Origin of the sequence: Methyloceanibacter methanicus, from assembly GCF_001723285.1 — a bacterium.
Taxonomy (GTDB): Bacteria; Pseudomonadota; Alphaproteobacteria; order Rhizobiales; family Methyloligellaceae; genus Methyloceanibacter; species Methyloceanibacter methanicus.
In genome coordinates, this window is sequence record NZ_LPWG01000004.1 from 120,234 (window position 1) to 136,902 (window position 16,669).

Here is a 16,669-nt window from a genome sequence, read left to right on the forward strand (position 1 = left end):
CCCAAACCGCTTCTACAGGGCCGCGAGGATCGCCTCGGCGGCGGAGACTTCGGCGACGCCCGGGTTCTCCTCGATGCGGAGCATTTTGACGGTCCCGTCCTCCACCACCATCGCGTAGCGCTTGGAGCGGGTGCCGAGGCCCACGCCGCCACCGTCGAAGTCCATGCCGATCTTCTTCGTGAATTCGGCGTTGCCGTCCGACAAGATCGTCACCTTGCCCGCCGCGCCCGTCGCTTCGCCCCACGCCGAGAGCACGAAGGGGTCGTTGACGGCCAGGCAAACCACCTCATCCACGCCCTTCGCCTTGAACGCGTCGGCGGCCTCGACAAAGCCTGGCATATGCTTGAGGTGGCAGGTGGGCGTGAACGCACCCGGCACGGCAAACAGCACGACCTTCTTGCCGCCGAATACGTCTTTCGCGCTCAAGGCCTCGATTCCGTTGGGGCCCATGATGCGAAACGTGGCTTCGGGGAGCATATCTCCTTCGGCGATGGTCATGCGGATCGTCTCCTTGGATGCGTGGCCTTGGACTTGCGCGGTCTTGAACGTATGGCCCCGAACGTGTGGCCCTCGACGTCTGGCCTTGGCTTATCAGGCTCGCAGGCAAGACACCATACCGGCTTGCCGCGTGCGCGCCAATCGCGCGTTGGAACGGTGCGCGCGCGACCGGCGTTACCTCCTGCAACCACAGGAACACGCCGGGGCCCATGACGGCCCCGTGGGGGCGCAGGGAGGTTCCATGACACGGTTTGGCATACTCGTGGTCGCCGCCGCGGGCCTCGCGGCAGCGGGGTGTACGACCGGCGAAAAACGCGTCAGCGGGGCTGCCATCGGCGGCGTGTTCGGGGCGGCAATCGCCGGGCCGCTCGGTGCGGGCGCCGGTGCCGCGGCGGGTGCGGCGACAGCCCCAAGCATCGCGCGGTAAGACGCGCGCGCTCACGCAGGATGCGTGTTGTCTCGCTTGCGCCCTGGTCCGAAACGAGCGTGAAACTCAACGGCTTACCCTTCGCGGCCGCGGCTTCTTCCGGCGTCGAAAAGACGACGGAAAAGCGCTGCATCCCGTCCGCCAGCGGCCCCAGCGCCCTGGGGACCGGCACGAGGAACGCCTCGCTCGTGATGAGTGATCCGTGTTCGTGGCGCCGGCGCGAACAGCGCATCCACCACGAGCTGCGGCGCATCGCCATCGAGGTCGGCGGCGACCGCCTCAAGCCGCGGCAGCGTCTCGGGGCCGGCGGGTTTGGGGACGCGCGCGATGGCCTGTTGGATGAGCCGCGCATCGCCCTTGCCGAGATCGGCCGGAAGGATCGCCGTGAGCTCCACGGAATTGGGGATGCACAATTCCTTGCACAGGCCATAGTCGAAGGTCAGCGAGAGTTCGACCGGCTGGTCTGCCTGCTCAGGCGTGATCCTGACCGGAAACACGACTTCATCGTGGTACCCGATCGACGTCCCGTTCGCATCGGCGAAGCGATGGGGCACCGGATAGAAGACCTCCGCGCTCTTGACGTTCTTGGAGCCGGACCAGTCGAAGCTCGGGGGCACCCCGGAGTCCCCCGGATTGCGCCAATACGTTTTCCAGCCGGGCTCCATGCGGAGTTGGACGCCGGCATACAAAACCGGGCTGCCATCCTCGTGCACGGTTCCGCTGACCAGACGCACTTTCGAATTGGTTTGGCCGGACCAGGGGGATTGGCCTGGAGAGGCGGCCTGGGCCGCGCTCGCGACGCCGAACAGGACGGCGAGCCCAAGAACGCCGGCACGCAATCGGCCGCTCGATACGTGTCTCATCATTAAGTACAACATTGCCGCAGAATCTACTCGCTCGTCTCTACGCATGCGAGCTTCACTAAGTGCTTAAGAAGTCACTGTTTTGTGAGCGGCGCGACGAGACGGCGCGGCCTGCCTTAATTCGCACTACCCTCTTCCCTCACGCGGGAACTGCTGTAGCATGATCGTATGGACTCCGACTTTCAATCCGACGATGAAGGCTATCTCGACGGTCAGCTCCTGATTGCGATGCCGTCCATGGGAGACCCGCGGTTCTCCCGCTCGGTCATCTATGTCTGTGCGCACTCTTCGGAAGGCGCCATGGGCATCGTCATCAATCAGCGCGCGCCCAATATCAGCTTCGCCGAATTGCTCGAGCAGCTGAAGATCGTCCCCACGGAAGATCGGATATCCCTTCCGTCGGCCCTGAACGCCATGGAGGTGCATCTCGGCGGCCCCGTGGAGACAGGCCGCGGCTTCGTGCTCCACAGCGCGGACTATTTCAAGGCCGAAAGCACGCTTCCCATCAACGACAACGTTTGCCTGACGGCGACGGTCGACATTTTGCGCGATATCGCCAAGGGAAGCGGGCCGGACAAAGCGCTTCTGGCCTTGGGTTACGCAGGCTGGGCCCCAGGGCAACTCGAGGACGAAATTCAGTCCAATGGCTGGCTCAACTGTCCCGCCGACCCGGACTTGGTCTTCGACCCGGCCGTCGACCGGAAATACAACAAGGCGCTGGACAGTCTCGGCGTCGACCCAAGCCATCTGGTGAGCGACTCCGGCCACGCCTAGCGGCACTTGCCGCCGGCCTTCCCTGCCCCCGTCTTCGGATCGGAACGGACGCGCTGGGGCTGTGCCGTTCTACGCTTGGGCCGTGCTCGGCCCCGGCAGGCTCGGGATATCGGCCGGGTTCTGCACCTCGACGTCGAGACCGGAGGGGGCTCTGTCGGCTTGGGCGCGTTCGCGTTCCTTGCGCCGGCGATGATTGGCAAGCGCGTTCAGCAGCGCACCGACATCCCGCGCCGACATGGGCTCGCCATAGTAGAAGCCCTGACCGAACTCGCAGCCGATGGAGCGCAGATAGCTCGCGTCGGCCTGGTTCTCGCGCCCTCGGCCACGACTTCCTTGCCGAGCTCATGAGCGAGCGTTACCACCGAACGAAGAATGAGCGGGGCCTGATCGTCGACCGCACTGTCATGCACGAGGGACTTGTCGACCTTGATGATGTCGAACGGGAACCGGTGCAGATAGCTGAGCGAGCTATAGCCCGTTCCGAAATCGTCCAGCGCCAGGCTCGCGCCATAGGTCTTGAGCCAGGTGAGGATCTCGACGGCGCGCTCGGGATTCTCCATCACGAGCGACTCGGTCACCTCCAACTTCAGCGTACCGCGCGCCACCTGCTCCCGCGCAAGCAGCAGCCTGATTTCCTGCACCATATCCTGCCGGAAGAGCTGCCGGCTCGAGACGTTGACGCTGACGAACAGCGGGTCGCGGTCGCGCGGCAGGACGCGATGCCACGTCGCCGCCTCGTCCAGCGCCTGGCCGAGGACGTAGCTGCCCAGCTCCACGATCAGACCCGACTCCTCCGCAAGCGGAATAAAGTCCTGCGGCGACAACCGGCCGCGCGTCGGATGATCCCAGCGCATGAGCGCCTCGAAGCCGGCCAGCTGATTCGAGGCCAAGCGCGTGATGGGCTGGTAGAGCACCGAGATCTGCTGGCGCTGCAGCGCCATGCGCAGTTCGCTTTCGAGCGGCAGACGGTTCTCTTCCTCCGTGCGCATGGCCGGATTGAAAATCTCGATACGGTCCGCGCCGCGACGCTTGGCACGGAGCATCGCCAGCTCGCCGTCGCGCAACATGTCCTGTGCATTGGTCTGCGACCCGTCATGGACCACGATGCCGATGGAGGCGGTGAGAATGATTTCCTTGGTGCTGATCTTCATCGGCGTGCGCAGCGCGCGACGCACGCGTTCGGCCAAGGTCGCAACGTGATGCGGGTCGCTGTCGGAAATGAGCAGAATGGCGAACTGATCGCCGCCGAGACGGGCGAGCGTGCCTGCGGATTGAGGTGACGCGCAAGCCGGCGCCCGAGCGTCAGCAGCATCGAGTCTCCGATCACGAGGCCAAAGCTCTTGTTGACGTTCTTGAAGCGATCAATGTCGATGAAGAGAACGGTCGGCCGGTTCGCCTGCCCCTCCGCCGCGCGCGTAATCGCGCCGTTCAGCCGGTCCATGAAAAGCTCGCGATTGGGAAGACCCGTGAGGCTGTCATGCACGGCGTCGTGCATCAGGCGCTCATGGGACCGCTTGAGATTGGTCACGTCGCGCAACAGGCCGACGCAGCGTAGGAGCCGGACATTGTCGTTCGGCGCCGCCTGGGCATTGAGCTCGTACCAAAGATAGGTCCCGTCATGGCGCCGCAAGCGGAAGTCCGTTTGAAATTCTCCGCCCTTCTTCTCCTGCAGCGATTGCATGAGCAGCCTGAAGCGCTCCCGATCGGAGGCGTGCATGTGTTTCAGGAACTCGCTCACGGAAACATTGAGCGCCCCGGGTTCCAGCCCGAGCTCCGCCTCGACCTCATGGCCGACCGTGATGAGATCGCGGCCCGCATGCCACTGAAACACATGGGTGCCGGACCGTCGACGGCGAGGGATTTCATTTGCACAAGGCTGGGGGGCCCGAGGCTCATCGCCGAGCCGCCCGTATGGAAGGCGAACTGGGTGACGGTGAAGCCGAGCAAGACCAGGATCAGCACGAGCCCCGCGATGAGGCTCGAACCGACGACCTCACCCGACAGCTTCCCGGTGACGATCATCGAGGCGCCGAGCAGCCACACGATCAGCAGCATCCAACTGGGGATGAGAGACAGGGCCCTGTCCTGACCGCGCAAGGCGAAATACGCAATCAGCACGGTTCCGACCCCGGCGATCAGAATGGTCGAGGCCCGCGCGATGCCAGCCGCGGTTTGCGGATCCACGATCGCCACCACGACCAGAATGAACTGCGCGGCGATCCACACCCAGAACACGGTCCGGATCCACACATGCCACAGGCCGATCCGCAAGAATGTGTAGAGGAACAGCGCAAGGCTCGCGGCAAGGCCCGCTTCGGCCGCCGCCCGATAGGTTGCCGTGCGATCGGGACCCACGGGGAAGAGCTTGTTCCAGAACCCGAAATCCACGCAGAAATAGACCAGAGCGGCCCAAGCCACGAGCGCGGTCGCCGGAAAGATCGCGCGATGGTTGGCCGCGAAGATCGCCGTCAGGAAGATCGCAAGAAGCCCGGTGATGCCCAGGAGCACCCCCTTGAACAACATGCTGTCCTGCTGTTTCGCCTGGTAGAATTTCGGCGTCCACAGCGTGAGCTGCGGCACTCTCGAGGAGGCAAGCTCCGCCGCGTAAGTGACGGTCTGTCCCGGTTCGAGCGTCAGCCGGAACATGTCGGCGCGATCGCTCTGCAAGGGTTCGGGCCGGAAGCCGAGCGATGGCGTGACGGCCCTAATGCGGGGCGCGTCGAGTTCGGGGCGAAACACGCCCGAATTCGCGAGCGTGTAACGCGGGGCCACGAGCCAGCGCACGATGCGCTTGTCGGTTGGATTGGCGAGCGCAAACACCAGCCAGCTCGGGTCGGTGCCCGGCGTCGAGGCCTGAACGGCCATCCGGCCGATATAGCCGTCGGGGCCCGGCGCCGTCTCGATCTGAAGCCGGTCTCCCCGCCCCTCGTAAAGTTCACCCTTCGTGGTGATCTCCATCTTGGGGGCATCGGGCTCCACCGGGAGCGCCTCGATGGCAAGGGCACCGCCCGCAAGTGGTGGGAGGACGAGCGACAAGGCGAGCAGCAACGCGTAGGCGAGCACGCACAGGCCGGCCCGGCCCTGCCGCCTGAGCACGGAGCATCGCGGCACGGCGCATCGGGCGCTCACCGAGCCATGTGTGGCCACTATCACCCTCCCGTTCCCTAGCCGCGCGAATCCGTATCCAGGAGCGCGTAGAGCACATGATCGCGCCACTCGCCGTTGATACGCAAATACCGGCGCGCCAGCCCTTCCCGCGTGAATCCGACGCGCTCCAGAAGGCGCATCGAAGGGGTGTTGGTCGGCAGGCACGCCGCCTCGAGCCGATGCAACTCAAGCGAATCGAACACGAACGGCAGGACCGCGCGAACCGCGGCCGTCATATAGCCCCGCTTGGCGTGCGCGGCGCCGACCCAGTATCCAAGCGTGCATGACTGCGTCACCCCGCGGCGGACATTGCACAGGGTGATACCGCCCACCAGCGCGGTGGACTGCGCATCGTAGACAAACAAGGCGTAGCCCATGTCCTCGCGCATGTCGCGCAAATAGTGGCGGACGCGCCGGCGGAAAGAGGCTCGGGACAGTTCGTCCGGCGCCCAAAGCGGCTCCCAGGGCACAAGGAAATCCCGGCTCGAGGCGCGCAACTCCGCCCAGGCCGGATAGTCCGACATTTGGGGCGCGCGCAGCACGACCCGTCCGGTTTCGATGACCGGCCCGATATCACCCGGGGTTGCAGATCGCAGCAAGGCCATGTGTCAGCACCCTCTTCAAGCGGCTCTGCTCGCCGGGACGATGAACTTGTCGGCCACAGTTTCGAATCGTCCAAGATTAGCAACGGGTCCCACAGTCGCAAGGCTCAGCGGCGTCTCCAGGACCTTCTGAAGCAGGGCCTGGAGATCGGCCGTTTCGACCGCCTCGATCCGCTCGACCAGTTCCGACGCCGGCAGCACACGCCCGCAAAACAGGACGTGCCGCGCGAGCTGCTCGGCCCGGGCGCTCGAACTCTCCAGCGCCGCCAGCAGCCCCATCTTCATCTGCGCCTTCACCCGTTCGAGCTCGGCCTGGTCGAAGCCGCCGGACGCCGCCCGGTCGAGTTCGTCGCGAATGACGGAAAAGAGTTCGTGCGCCTTTTCGGACGCGCCCGCCGCGTGGATGACGAACATGCCGCTATCGGTCAGTCCGGTCGAGAAGGCGTACACAGAATAGCAAAGGCCGCGCCGCTCGCGCACTTCCTGGAACAGCCGCGACGACATGCCCCCGCCGAGCGCCCCGGCCAGGATCTGGGACATGAAGTACTCGGGCTGATGATAGGCCGGAGCCTCCAGTCCAATCATCAGATGGGTCTGCTCGAAGGGCTTGTCCGATTGCCTGCGTCCGCCGCTATAGACCGCCTCTTGCGGCAGGGGCGTGCCTTCCGGCGACAGGCCCGACAGCCGGCGCTCGGCTTCGGCCACAAGCGCGTCGTGGTCCACCGCGCCCGCGGCGGCGAGCACCATGTTCGGGGCGTGATAATGGGTTGTGAGATAGGTGCCGAGATGGTCCCGCTCGAATCCGACAACGCTTTGCGCCGTGCCGAGAATGGTCCGTCCGACCGGCTGATCGGGGAACGCCGCCTCGGAGATGAAATCGTAGACGATGTCGTCGGGCGAATCGGAACTCGCGGCGATCTCCTGGAGAATGACGTCGCGCTCGCGCGCAAGTTCGGCGCCGTCGAAGCAGGGCTCCAGGATGATGTCGCTCAGAATGTCCAGTGCGAGCGGCATGTCCCTTCCGCAGGCACGCGCATAGTATCCGGTCGAATCGACGGAGGTGGACGCGTTCAGATCCCCGCCGACCGCTTCGATCTCCTCGACGATCTGGCGGGCGCTGCGCCGCTTCGTGCCCTTGAAGGCCATATGCTCCAGGAAGTGCGCGACGCCGTGTTCCGTCAGCTGTTCGGAGCGGCTCCCGGCGCCGATCCAAATGCCGAGCGACACGGTCTCCACCTCGGGCATGGCATGGCTGACAATGGTCAAACCGTTGTTCAGCGTGGACCGGGTCACGCTCACGCCTCGGCTCCCGTCAGAGGCGACGCGGCGCGCGCGACAATGAAGTCCGCGACCGTGCCGAAGTCCGCCGGTAGGACCGTGCAGCGCTCTTCGCTCCCCAGCTTCAAGGTGAGGCGTTCGGGTTGCGCCGGCGCGATGCCGATGGCGCGCTTGACGGCATCGGGAAACTTCGCGGGATGGGCCGTCGACAAGACGACCATTGGCGTGGTTCCGAGCGCGGCTTCCTGCTGGGAGGCGGCAATGCCGACGGCCGTGTGCGGGTCGACCACCATGCCGGTCTCTTCGAATACCCCCCGAATGGTCATCTCGGTCACATCCTCTCCGGCGGAGTGGGCACTGAAAATTTCGCGGAGCTGCCCAAATTCGCCCTGGCTCAGCTGGAACGAGCCCTGCCGGCGCAAATCCTCCATCAAGCTCCGGACCCTGGACGCATCCCGTCCGGCAAGCTCGAACAACAGGCGCTCGAAGTTGCTGGCAAGCTGGATGTCCATGCTGGGACTTGCGGTCGCGATCACACCGTGCGGTTCATAAGTCCCCGAGGCAAATGCGCGGGGTAAACTGTCATTGAGGTTCGTGGCGATAACGAGGCGCTGGACCGGCAATCCCATCGCGCGCGCGGCATAACCCGCGAAAATATCTCCGAAATTTCCGGTGGGCACGGTGAAGGCCACCGGGCGGTAGGGCGCTCCGAGCGTGACCGCCGAGGTGAAGTAGTAGCCGATCTGGGCGAGGATCCGAGCGAAGTTGATGGAGTTGATCCCGGTCAGGCCGAGCCGTGCGTTCAACTCCTGATCGCCGAACAGCGCCTTCACTATCGCCTGGCAATCGTCGAAAGTGCCTTGCACCGCGATGTTATGGATATTGGGCTCGGTGGCCGTCGTCATCTGGCGGCGCTGAACGTCGCTCACGCGACCCTCGGGGTGCAGGATGAAGACGTCGATGGCATCGAGCCCCCGGAAGGCCTCGATGGCAGCCGCGCCCGTATCGCCCGAGGTCGCGCCAACGACAGTGGCGCGCTGCCCGCGGCGCCGCAGCGCGCGGTTCATGAACCGCGATACGACCTGCATGGCGAGATCCTTGAACGCCAGCGTGGGCCCGTGAAACAGCTCCAGAACGAAGCTGTTCGGCCCGATCTGGCTGAGCGGCGCGACGGCGGGATGGTGGAAGCCCTCATAGGCCTCCGAAAGCACGTCTTCGAGGTCCGCAAGGCAGGGATCGCCCTCGAGATAGGGCCGCATGACCCGGTAGGCGGCGTCGGCATAGTCGAGCCCGGCGAGCGCGGCGATCTCGTCCGGCTTCAGCTGCGGCCAGACCTCGGGCATGAACAGGCCGCCATCGCCCGCGAGCGCAGCCAGAAGCGCGCCCTCGAACGAGAGCGCCGGGGCAGACCCGCGCGTTGAAATGAACTTCAAGATGTGCCTCTCACCGGAAAACTATAGCCTTTTTGCCAGACCCTAGCCCCCGGAGCGCAGCCCCGCAACATGGCCCGGCAGCACGGTTAAGGCCGTCTGCCCGAGAGGGCGCTCCAGACATAGACGAGGTAGATCACGAGCAGGCAAGCGGCCAGCAAGAACCAAGTCAGAGCGTATTGCAGGTGCTTGTTGGGCAGCTCGAGCCGGGTCTGGCCGCCTTTCGGCCAGCCGCCCGGGACCTCGCTCTCGACCGCCTCGAGGTAGAACGGGACCACATTCACAGCTCCGCCCGGAAACATGGACCGCGCCATGCCGCCAAGATCGCGCGTGAACCATTGGTTGGCTTCCACATCGTTGTCGGGCGAGAACAGGCTGGGCGTTTCGGGCGTGCGCAATAGGCCCGTGACCGTGACCACGTTCTGGAACTGCCCCTCTTTGCGCGCCTCGGGGGACCGGAACTGCTCAGGCACGAAGCCCCGGTCGACGAGAACGACATGCCCCGAGGCCGTCTCCAAGGGCGTGACCACATGCCAGCCCGGCTGGCCATCCGCCGAGATGGCGTAGAGGTAGCGTTCCAGGTCGTTGTGGTACCGGCCCTCGGTCGTCACGCGCAGGTAGCTCGCATCCCGCAATTTGCCGTCGAGCTCGACCGCACGTTCCAGCGTCACGGGCGTGCGCGCACTGCGCGTCTCGATGCGCTCGATCAGGCGCTCTTTCCATTCGAGCCGGTCGAGCTGCCACATGCCCAGCCAGACCAGGAGGGCAAAGCCGACGAGCACGGCCAAGGAAAGCCTGAGGAGTGCCGGAACAGTCATGGGCGCCGCTATCGGTCCGACACCAGTTTGCCTTCTTCGGCCTTGTGCCGGTACTGGAGCGCAATCAGGACTCCCTTGAAACTCCGAAGCAGAAGAAGTGGCAGAATGAGCGCCGCCGTGCCCCAAGCGAGGGCATGCACCCAGTATGGCGGCTGGTAGACGGCCTCGACGTAAAGCGCGGCCCCGACGATGATGAAGCCCGTAATGAGCATCACGAAGATCGCGGGCCCGTCGCCGGAATCGGCGAAGTCGTAATTGAGACCGCAGACACTGCAGGATGGCGCCAAGGTCAAATAGCCGTCGAACATCTTGCCCTTGTGGCACGATGGGCAGCGCCCGAGGATTCCCGCCAACAGGGTCGCGCTCAGGGGCGGAGCCGCTTTCGGGCTATGGGAGTCGTTCATATCTGCCTCTCGGCCAAAACAGAAAGGGGCGGCCGTGCGACCGCCCCCAAACGGTTCCGGTGTGTCGTGCCGCTAGTGGCCGGCATTCGCTCCCGCGCCCCAAATATAGATGGAGCAGAACAGGAACAGCCACACGACGTCGACGAAATGCCAATACCAGGCCGCGGCTTCAAAGCCGAAATGCTTGTGCGGCGTGAAATGACCCGCCAGCGCCCGGAACAGACACACCAGCAGGAAGATCGTGCCCACGATCACATGGAAGCCATGGAAGCCCGTGGCCATGTAGAACGTGGACCCGTAGATGTGGTTGGAAAAGCCGAAGCCGGCATGCATGTACTCGTAGGCCTGCAGGCAGGTGAAGAGAATGCCCAGAACCACGGTACAGGTCAGACCCCAGATGAGGCCCTTCCGGTCGTCGTGCAGCATGGCGTGGTGCGCCCAAGTCGCCGTGGTGCCTGACGTCAGCAGGATCAGCGTGTTGACCCAGGGCAGCCCCCAAGGATCAAAGGTGTGCCCGAAGAAGCCGAGGCCCGGAACGTCGGTCTCAGCGCTCGGGACCGGCGGCCAAACGCCGCCGGTGACCTGCGTACGGGCATAGGTCACGGCATCGTCGGGAAAGAGGGCCACGTCGAAATAGGCCCAGAACCAAGCCACGAAGAACATCACCTCCGAGGCGATGAACAGGATCATGCCGTAGCGGAGATGCAGCTGGACCACCGGCGATTGATGACCCTCGGCCTCTTCCTTGATGACGTCGCGCCACCAGCCGAACATGGTGATGAGGACGATCGCGAGGCCCGGGAGAACGTACCAGAGCTGCGGGTCGCCGGCCTTCTTGCTCATGAAAAACATGAGGGCACCCAGCGCCAGCACCAAGCCGCCGATGGATCCGACAAGCGGCCACGGACTCGGGTTGAGCAGGTGATAGTCGTGTTGCGGTTTTGCGTGGGCCTGGGCCATCGTGCGTTCCCCTTCCTCCCCAATCGATCTTTATGGCGCGCCTAGCCGCGCCGTGTCGTTTACGATCCCGGCGTCCTATCCCCCGGCACGGCGGCGACGTCCGACGGGTCGTCGCTCCGGTAGAAGGTATAGGACAGCGTTATCTCCTCGGTATTCTTTGTGTTCACATCCTCGGCGAAAGCCGGGTCGATGAAGAACGTGACGGGCATCTCGATGCTCTCTCCCGCGGCAAGCGTTTGTTGCTTGAAGCAGAAGCACTCGATCTTCTTGAAATAGCGCCCCACCGCCTCCGGCGCCACATTGAACCCGGCGGTGCCGCTGACGGGCTTGTCCGTGTCGTTGTGCGCGGTGAAGAACACCAACGCCGTATCGCCGATCTTGACCTCCACCGAGCGCTTCTCCGCCGAGAACTGCCAGGGAAGATCCCGGTCCACGTTCGTGTCGAAGCGGACCTTGATCGTTCGATCGAGGACATGGTCCGGGGCGACGGTCGCAACCTGCGTGGTGCCGCCGTAGCCCGTTTGCTGGCAGAACAACCGGTAAAGCGGAACCGCGGCGAACGACAAACCAACCATCCCGGCCGCAATGCCCGCGAGCGCAAGCGCAACGAGCCCACGCTTGTCGCGTGGTGCCGTTTTGGAACCGCTATCGCTCATTTCCGTCACGCTGTACGGCCTTTCACATCAGATCTGCCGGATGGCGACGTTCCCGCCGATCCGGACAATGGTGACGATAAAGAACAAAATGACAAGCACCGCGAGCGTCCATGCGATTGCCAGAGACCTTCTGCGTTGGCGGCGTTTGCGTTCAACTTCTGCATCTTTCATCACGACGTCCAAATACGCGGCACCGCGAGACCCTCAATCCCGAAGCCGTGCTCGACGAGCAGAACCGCGAAGAGAACGAACAAATAGAGGATCGAATAGGCGAAGAGATTCTTCGCGGCCCGCTCGGCCGCCTCTCCCTCGCGCTCCCGGTAGCAATCGATCGCGAACACCAAGAAGAACGCGCCGAAGATCGCGGCGATCAAGGTGTACAGCGAGCCGCCGAAGCCCATCACCGAGGGTACCATGCCGAGCGGCACCAGGATGAGGCTGTAGATCAGAATCTGCCGGCGCGTCGCGTCGGCACCGTGGGTCACGGGCAGCATGGGAACGCCGGCCCGTTCGTAGTCGGAACTGCGGATCAGCGCCAAGGCCCAGAAGTGTGGTGGCGTCCACATGAAGATGATGAGGAACATCACGAAGGACTCGAGGCTCACCGTCCCCGTGGCCGCGGCCCAGCCGATCATGGGCGGCAGCGCGCCCGCGGCGCCGCCGATGACGATATTCTGGGGCGTGGAGCGCTTCAGCCACATCGTGTAGACGAAGACGTAGAAGCCGATCGTGAAGGCGAGGAGTCCGGCGGCGACCCAATTCACCATGAGCCCGAGACAGAGCACCGAGCCGGTCCCAAGCACGGCGCCAAAGGCCAGAGCCTCGTTGCGTGTGAGCGCGCCTTGCGGCAGCGGACGGGACGCCGTGCGAGCCATCCGGGCATCGATGTCCGCGTCGTACCACATGTTCAGTGCGCCCGACGCGCCCGCGCCGACCGCGATGCAGATGAGCGCGGCAATGGCGAGGACGGGATGCATGTGCACCGGCGCGACAACCAGCCCGACAAGCGCCGTGAACACCACGAGGAACATCACGCGCGGCTTCAGCAGCGCGGCATAGTCGGAGACGTCGCCCCCAAGGTTACTCCCAAGGGCGACGTCCAAGCTGCCTCGTGTCGTTTCGACAGTCGTGTCTGTCATCGGCCTTATTACTCCCGCGCCTCAATCCGGCGCGCCGAACCCTACTTGATGCGCGGAAGCGTATCGAAGGTGTGGAACGGAGGCGGCGAGGAGACCGTCCACTCCAGCGTCGTGGCGCCTGGACCCCAAGGATTGGCCGCGGCCTTCTCCTTGCGGGAGAACTGCACGATCAGGCCGACGAAGAAGAGGACAAAGCCGATGAAGGCGAGATAGGCGCCGATCGACGACACCAGATTCCAGCCCGCATAGGCATCCGGGTAGTCCGCATAACGGCGCGGCATGCCCGCCAGACCCAGGAAGTGCTGCGGGAAGAAGGCCAGATTGGCGCCGATGAACATGGTCCAGAAGTGCAGCTTGCCCCAGAATTCGGAGTACATGTAGCCGTACATCTTCGGCGACCAATAGTACCAGCCCGCAAAGAGCGAGAAGACGGCCCCAAGCGACAGAACGTAGTGGAAATGCGCCACCACGTAATAGGTGTCATGCAAGGACCGGTCGACGCCGGCATTCGACAGCATCACGCCCGTCACGCCACCAACGGTGAACAGGAAGATGAAGCCGAGCGCCCAGAGCATGGGTGTCTTGAACTGGATGGAACCGCCCCACATGGTCGCGATCCACGAGAAGATCTTCACACCCGTCGGCACGGCGATCACCATCGTGGCGAACACGAAGTAGGCCTGCGTGTTCACGTCGAGACCCGCCGCATACATGTGATGGGCCCAAACCACGAAGCCGATCACGCCGATGGCGACCATGGCATAGGCCATGCCGAGATAGCCGAACACCGGCTTCCGGGAGAACGTCGCCACGATCTGGCTGATGATGCCGAAGCCCGGCAGGATCATGATGTACACTTCGGGGTGACCGAAGAACCAGAACAGGTGCTGCCACAGAAGCGGATCGCCGCCATGCTTTGAGTCGAAGAAGGCGGTCCCGAAATTGCGGTCCGTCAGCAGCATGGTGATGGCGCCGGCCAGCACAGGCAGGGACAGCAGCAGCAGGAAGGCCGTGACCAGGATCGACCACACGAACAGCGGCATCTTGTGCAGAGTCATGCCCGGCGCGCGCATGTTCAGGATCGTGGTGATGAAGTTGATGGCGCCCAAGATCGACGACGCACCGCCGAGATGAAGGGCGAGAATGGCGAAGTCGACCGACACGCCCGGCGTTCCGTATGTGGAGAGCGGCGCGTAGATCGTCCAGCCCGCGCCAGCGCCTGTCGACCCCGGAGCGCCCGGCATGAAGAGCGAGGAGACCAGCAGAACGAATGCCATCGCCAGCAGCCAGAACGAGATGTTGTTCATGCGCGGGAAGGCCATGTCCGGCGCGCCGATCATCAGCGGCACCATCCAGTTGCCGAAGGCACCCATCGTGGCCGGCATGACCGCGAAGAACACCATGATCAGTCCGTGCGCCGTGACGAAGACGTTGAACATCTCCGGATTGCCGAAGATTTGCATACCGGGCTGCATGAGCTCGGCCCGCATGCCCATGGAGAGCAAGGCACCGACGACGCCGCCGACCAGGGACAGGATCAGATAAAGGGTGCCGATGTCCTTGTGGTTCGTCGAGAACAGCCAGCGCCGCAATCCGTGCGGGTGATCGTCGTGATCGTGATGGGCCGCTTCTGCCTGGGCATTGTTCGCCATGACTGTCTTCCCTTGTCGTCCTTTTGTGTCCGTATCCGGCCTTCAGGCCGTATGCTCTTAAGGCCAGTGCGGCGCTAATCCCGCGCCGAGGCCACCTTACCCTTGGTATCGATCGATGCCGACTTCTTGCTCGCGACCCATGCATCGTACTCTTCCTGGGAGACGACACGAATGGCGATCGGCATGAAGGCATGATTGCGCCCGCAAAGCTCGGAGCACTGGCCGTAGAACCAGCCTTCCTTCTCCGCGCGGAACCACGTCTGCTGGAGACGGCCCGGCACGGCGTCGAGCTTGATGCCAAAGGACGGGACCGCCCAGTCGTGGATGACATCGTTGGACTTGAGACCGACGACGACGTTCGCACCGACCGGGACGACGACCTCGTTGTCGACCGTCAGCAGCCGCGGCTGGCCGGGCTTCAGGTTCGCGTCCGGCACCATGATCGAATCGAAGGCGATGTCCTCGTCCGGGTATTCGTAGCTCCAATACCACTGGGCCCCGGTGGCCGTGATGGACACGTCCGCCTTGGGGAAGTCGTACTGGGCGAACAGCAAGCGGAACGACGGGATGGCGATGGCAACCAGAATGAAGATCGGAATGACCGTCCACGCGACTTCCAAGAGGGTGTTGTGCGAGGTCCGGGACGGTTCGGGATTGCTCTTCTCGTTGAAGCGGACCATGACGATGATCATCAGAGCGAGAACGAACAGCGTAATGGCGATGATGATGGCCGTTACGTAATTATGGAAGTCGGTGATCTGCGCCATGATCGGCGTCGCCGCTTCCTGGAACTTGATCTGCCAAGGGTGTGCCTGCCCCAGCGGTAGGTCTTCGGCAAGAGCGGAACCGCTTGCGCTGAGACTCGCAAGCGCGACAAGACCCATCAATGCTCGGTGCAACATCCCCATCCCTTCACTCCCAAAGCCTGCTCTCTGGCCACTCCTGGTTGACAGGGGTCAGAGTGCGATTATCGCCAAGCGCGGGCCTTGCACCCCACGCTCACCCTCGCAAAGGCGGCGCGAATAAGCTTGCGCAGAATATTGGCGTCGCCCCGCTAGAAGCATTTTATTTGCCGGCCCAGCATAGCCCAGAAGCCAGCACTTATTGTGTATTTTTAAAATCATAAAGGATATTGATTGGCAACAGTCATGATTCAGTTTTCAGTTGCGTCCGCACGTTCCGGTCCGCCAAATTCGCTCGCAAGTTGATTTGGCACCCGGCAGGCGTTACGCGCCTTCAACAACCTGACCTACGTCAAGTTTCCCAATAAGGCTGTCGTCGAATTTTGGCCCTATTGCACGGCGAATGGCCTTGTTGCTCTGTTGAGCCGAATGGGACGCATCGCAAGTGCAGTCGCGTACCCGCAGAGTCCTAGACACGCCCGATCAGTCGCTGGAAGGCCGGTCCGCTCCATGCTCATTTTCCCTACACTGGCTCTTACACGACGATTCGATTCGCGGGACCGCACCCGCCGGCCGCGCCTCGTCCGGGCCCTGCTTCCTTTCGTCGCGCTTTGCCTCATCGCGGTCTTCACGGTCGCCCCGCCCGCGCGGGCACAAGAACCCGACGCCGCTCCGGGCGCCACGGGCCCAGGCAGCGTGGTGCGCGGCACGTACGGGGCCTGGCAGTTGAGCTGCCGGACGCCGCCCGCGCCCGGGAGGAAAAATGCGCTCTGGTCCAGAGCGTAACGGCCGAGGACCGCCCGAATGTCGGACTGACCGTCGTCTTCTATAAGGCTATCGGCGAGGACAAGAAGCTGTTGCGGGTGGTGGTTCCCCTCGGCGTCCTCTTGCCCACGGGCCTCGGGCTCAAGATCGACGGCGAGGATGTCGGCAACGCGCCCTTCCTGAAATGCGGCAAGCGCGGCTGCGTGGCCGAGGTCGTGCTCCAGGACGAGGTCATCGCGAAACTGAAAAAGGGCGAGAACGCGATCTTCATCGTGTTCGATACGCCGGAGGCCGGCATCGGCATCCCCGTCTCGCTGCAGGGCTTCACCAACGCATTTTCCGAGCTCAAATAGC

19 protein-coding genes and 2 pseudogenes are annotated in these 16,669 nt (G+C 63.9%); 3 read left to right on the top strand and 18 right to left on the bottom strand.

All coding sequences use genetic code 11. The features are described from left to right. Positions 1-12 precede the first annotated feature (12 nt). The gene (locus tag AUC68_RS03385) at positions 13-498 is read right to left on the bottom strand and encodes a peroxiredoxin (RefSeq protein WP_069436347.1); all 486 of its coding nucleotides are present in this window, start codon (positions 496-498) and stop codon (positions 13-15) included. A 241-nt stretch (positions 499-739) separates the two neighbouring features. On the opposite strand from AUC68_RS03385, the gene AUC68_RS03390 reads away from it, so the two are divergent. Continuing rightward, the gene (locus AUC68_RS03390; RefSeq protein WP_141701067.1) at positions 740-925 is read left to right on the top strand and encodes a hypothetical protein; all 186 of its coding nucleotides are present in this window, start codon (positions 740-742) and stop codon (positions 923-925) included. A gap of 74 nt (positions 926-999) precedes the next feature. On the opposite strand, the gene AUC68_RS03395 is transcribed toward AUC68_RS03390, so the two are convergent. Continuing rightward, on the bottom strand, positions 1,000-1,764 hold the full coding sequence (locus tag AUC68_RS03395; RefSeq protein ID WP_069436349.1) for a protein-disulfide reductase DsbD domain-containing protein: 765 nt from the start codon (positions 1,762-1,764) through the stop codon (positions 1,000-1,002). 192 nt (positions 1,765-1,956) lie between these two features. Here AUC68_RS03395 and AUC68_RS03400 point away from each other — a divergent pair, with 192 nt between their 5' ends. Continuing rightward, positions 1,957-2,562, top strand: a complete 606-nt coding sequence (locus AUC68_RS03400) for a YqgE/AlgH family protein (protein WP_069436350.1) — start codon at positions 1,957-1,959, stop codon at positions 2,560-2,562. Positions 2,563-2,631: 69 nt separating this feature from the next. Here the strand turns inward: AUC68_RS03400 and AUC68_RS16650 are convergent, their stop codons facing one another. The 16 genes and pseudogenes from AUC68_RS16650 to coxB form a co-directional block, all read right to left on the bottom strand. Next, a complete protein-coding gene (locus AUC68_RS16650; protein WP_158008216.1) occupies positions 2,632-2,799 on the bottom strand; it encodes a hypothetical protein in 168 nt (55 codons plus the stop codon). Next, complete coding sequence (locus tag AUC68_RS03405) at positions 2,769-3,629, bottom strand: putative bifunctional diguanylate cyclase/phosphodiesterase (protein WP_425283209.1); 861 nt, start codon at positions 3,627-3,629, stop codon at positions 2,769-2,771. Before AUC68_RS03405 ends, AUC68_RS16650 begins: the two co-directional genes overlap by 31 nt. Then, positions 3,624-3,994: pseudogene (locus AUC68_RS18550) on the bottom strand (diguanylate cyclase domain-containing protein); the annotation flags it as partial. The pseudogene AUC68_RS18550 and the gene AUC68_RS03405, both read right to left, overlap by 6 nt. 123 nt (positions 3,995-4,117) lie before the next feature. After that, a pseudogene (locus AUC68_RS18555) lies at positions 4,118-4,393 on the bottom strand (PAS domain-containing protein); the annotation flags it as partial. After that, on the bottom strand, positions 4,297-5,658 hold the full coding sequence (locus AUC68_RS03415) for a 7TM diverse intracellular signaling domain-containing protein (RefSeq protein WP_069436353.1): 1,362 nt from the start codon (positions 5,656-5,658) through the stop codon (positions 4,297-4,299). The gene AUC68_RS03415 and the pseudogene AUC68_RS18555, both read right to left, overlap by 97 nt. Before the next feature lie 68 nt (positions 5,659-5,726). Next, positions 5,727-6,314 (bottom strand): GNAT family N-acetyltransferase, encoded by a 588-nt coding sequence (locus AUC68_RS03420; protein WP_069436354.1) that lies wholly within the window; start codon positions 6,312-6,314, stop codon positions 5,727-5,729. A 15-nt stretch (positions 6,315-6,329) separates the two neighbouring features. Continuing rightward, on the bottom strand, positions 6,330-7,604 hold the full coding sequence (locus tag AUC68_RS03425; protein WP_244500371.1) for a M16 family metallopeptidase: 1,275 nt from the start codon (positions 7,602-7,604) through the stop codon (positions 6,330-6,332). 2 nt (positions 7,605-7,606) lie between these two features. Then, positions 7,607-9,022: a threonine synthase gene (gene thrC / locus AUC68_RS03430; RefSeq protein ID WP_069436356.1), complete on the bottom strand. Its 1,416-nt coding sequence runs from the start codon at positions 9,020-9,022 to the stop codon at positions 7,607-7,609. An 86-nt stretch (positions 9,023-9,108) separates the two neighbouring features. Then, the gene (locus AUC68_RS03435) at positions 9,109-9,837 is read right to left on the bottom strand and encodes an SURF1 family protein (RefSeq protein WP_069436357.1); all 729 of its coding nucleotides are present in this window, start codon (positions 9,835-9,837) and stop codon (positions 9,109-9,111) included. 8 nt (positions 9,838-9,845) lie between these two features. Continuing rightward, positions 9,846-10,241, bottom strand: coding sequence for a DUF983 domain-containing protein (locus tag AUC68_RS03440; protein ID WP_069436358.1), 396 nt, complete (start codon positions 10,239-10,241; stop codon positions 9,846-9,848). A 72-nt stretch (positions 10,242-10,313) separates the two neighbouring features. Then, complete coding sequence (locus tag AUC68_RS03445; RefSeq protein WP_069436359.1) at positions 10,314-11,201, bottom strand: cytochrome c oxidase subunit 3; 888 nt, start codon at positions 11,199-11,201, stop codon at positions 10,314-10,316. A gap of 59 nt (positions 11,202-11,260) precedes the next feature. Then, positions 11,261-11,857, bottom strand: coding sequence for a cytochrome c oxidase assembly protein (locus tag AUC68_RS03450; protein WP_069436360.1), 597 nt, complete (start codon positions 11,855-11,857; stop codon positions 11,261-11,263). A gap of 27 nt (positions 11,858-11,884) precedes the next feature. Further along, the gene (locus tag AUC68_RS16915) at positions 11,885-12,028 is read right to left on the bottom strand and encodes a hypothetical protein (protein WP_193407070.1); all 144 of its coding nucleotides are present in this window, start codon (positions 12,026-12,028) and stop codon (positions 11,885-11,887) included. After that, positions 12,028-12,996, bottom strand: a complete 969-nt coding sequence (locus AUC68_RS03455) for a heme o synthase (protein ID WP_069436361.1) — start codon at positions 12,994-12,996, stop codon at positions 12,028-12,030. The genes AUC68_RS16915 and AUC68_RS03455 overlap by 1 nt, the downstream gene beginning before the upstream one ends. Positions 12,997-13,037: 41 nt before the next feature. Further along, positions 13,038-14,648 carry a cytochrome c oxidase subunit I gene (gene ctaD, locus AUC68_RS03460; RefSeq protein WP_069436362.1) on the bottom strand — a complete coding sequence of 537 codons (1,611 nt, stop codon included), beginning with the start codon at positions 14,646-14,648 and terminating at the stop codon, positions 13,038-13,040. Positions 14,649-14,722: 74 nt separating this feature from the next. Then, entirely contained in the window at positions 14,723-15,556 is an 834-nt protein-coding gene (gene coxB, locus AUC68_RS03465) for a cytochrome c oxidase subunit II (RefSeq protein ID WP_069436363.1), read from the bottom strand. Between the two features lie 605 nt (positions 15,557-16,161). On the opposite strand from coxB, the gene AUC68_RS03470 reads away from it, so the two are divergent. Next, positions 16,162-16,668, top strand: coding sequence for an invasion associated locus B family protein (locus tag AUC68_RS03470; RefSeq protein WP_069436364.1), 507 nt, complete (start codon positions 16,162-16,164; stop codon positions 16,666-16,668). Position 16,669 lies beyond the last annotated feature (1 nt).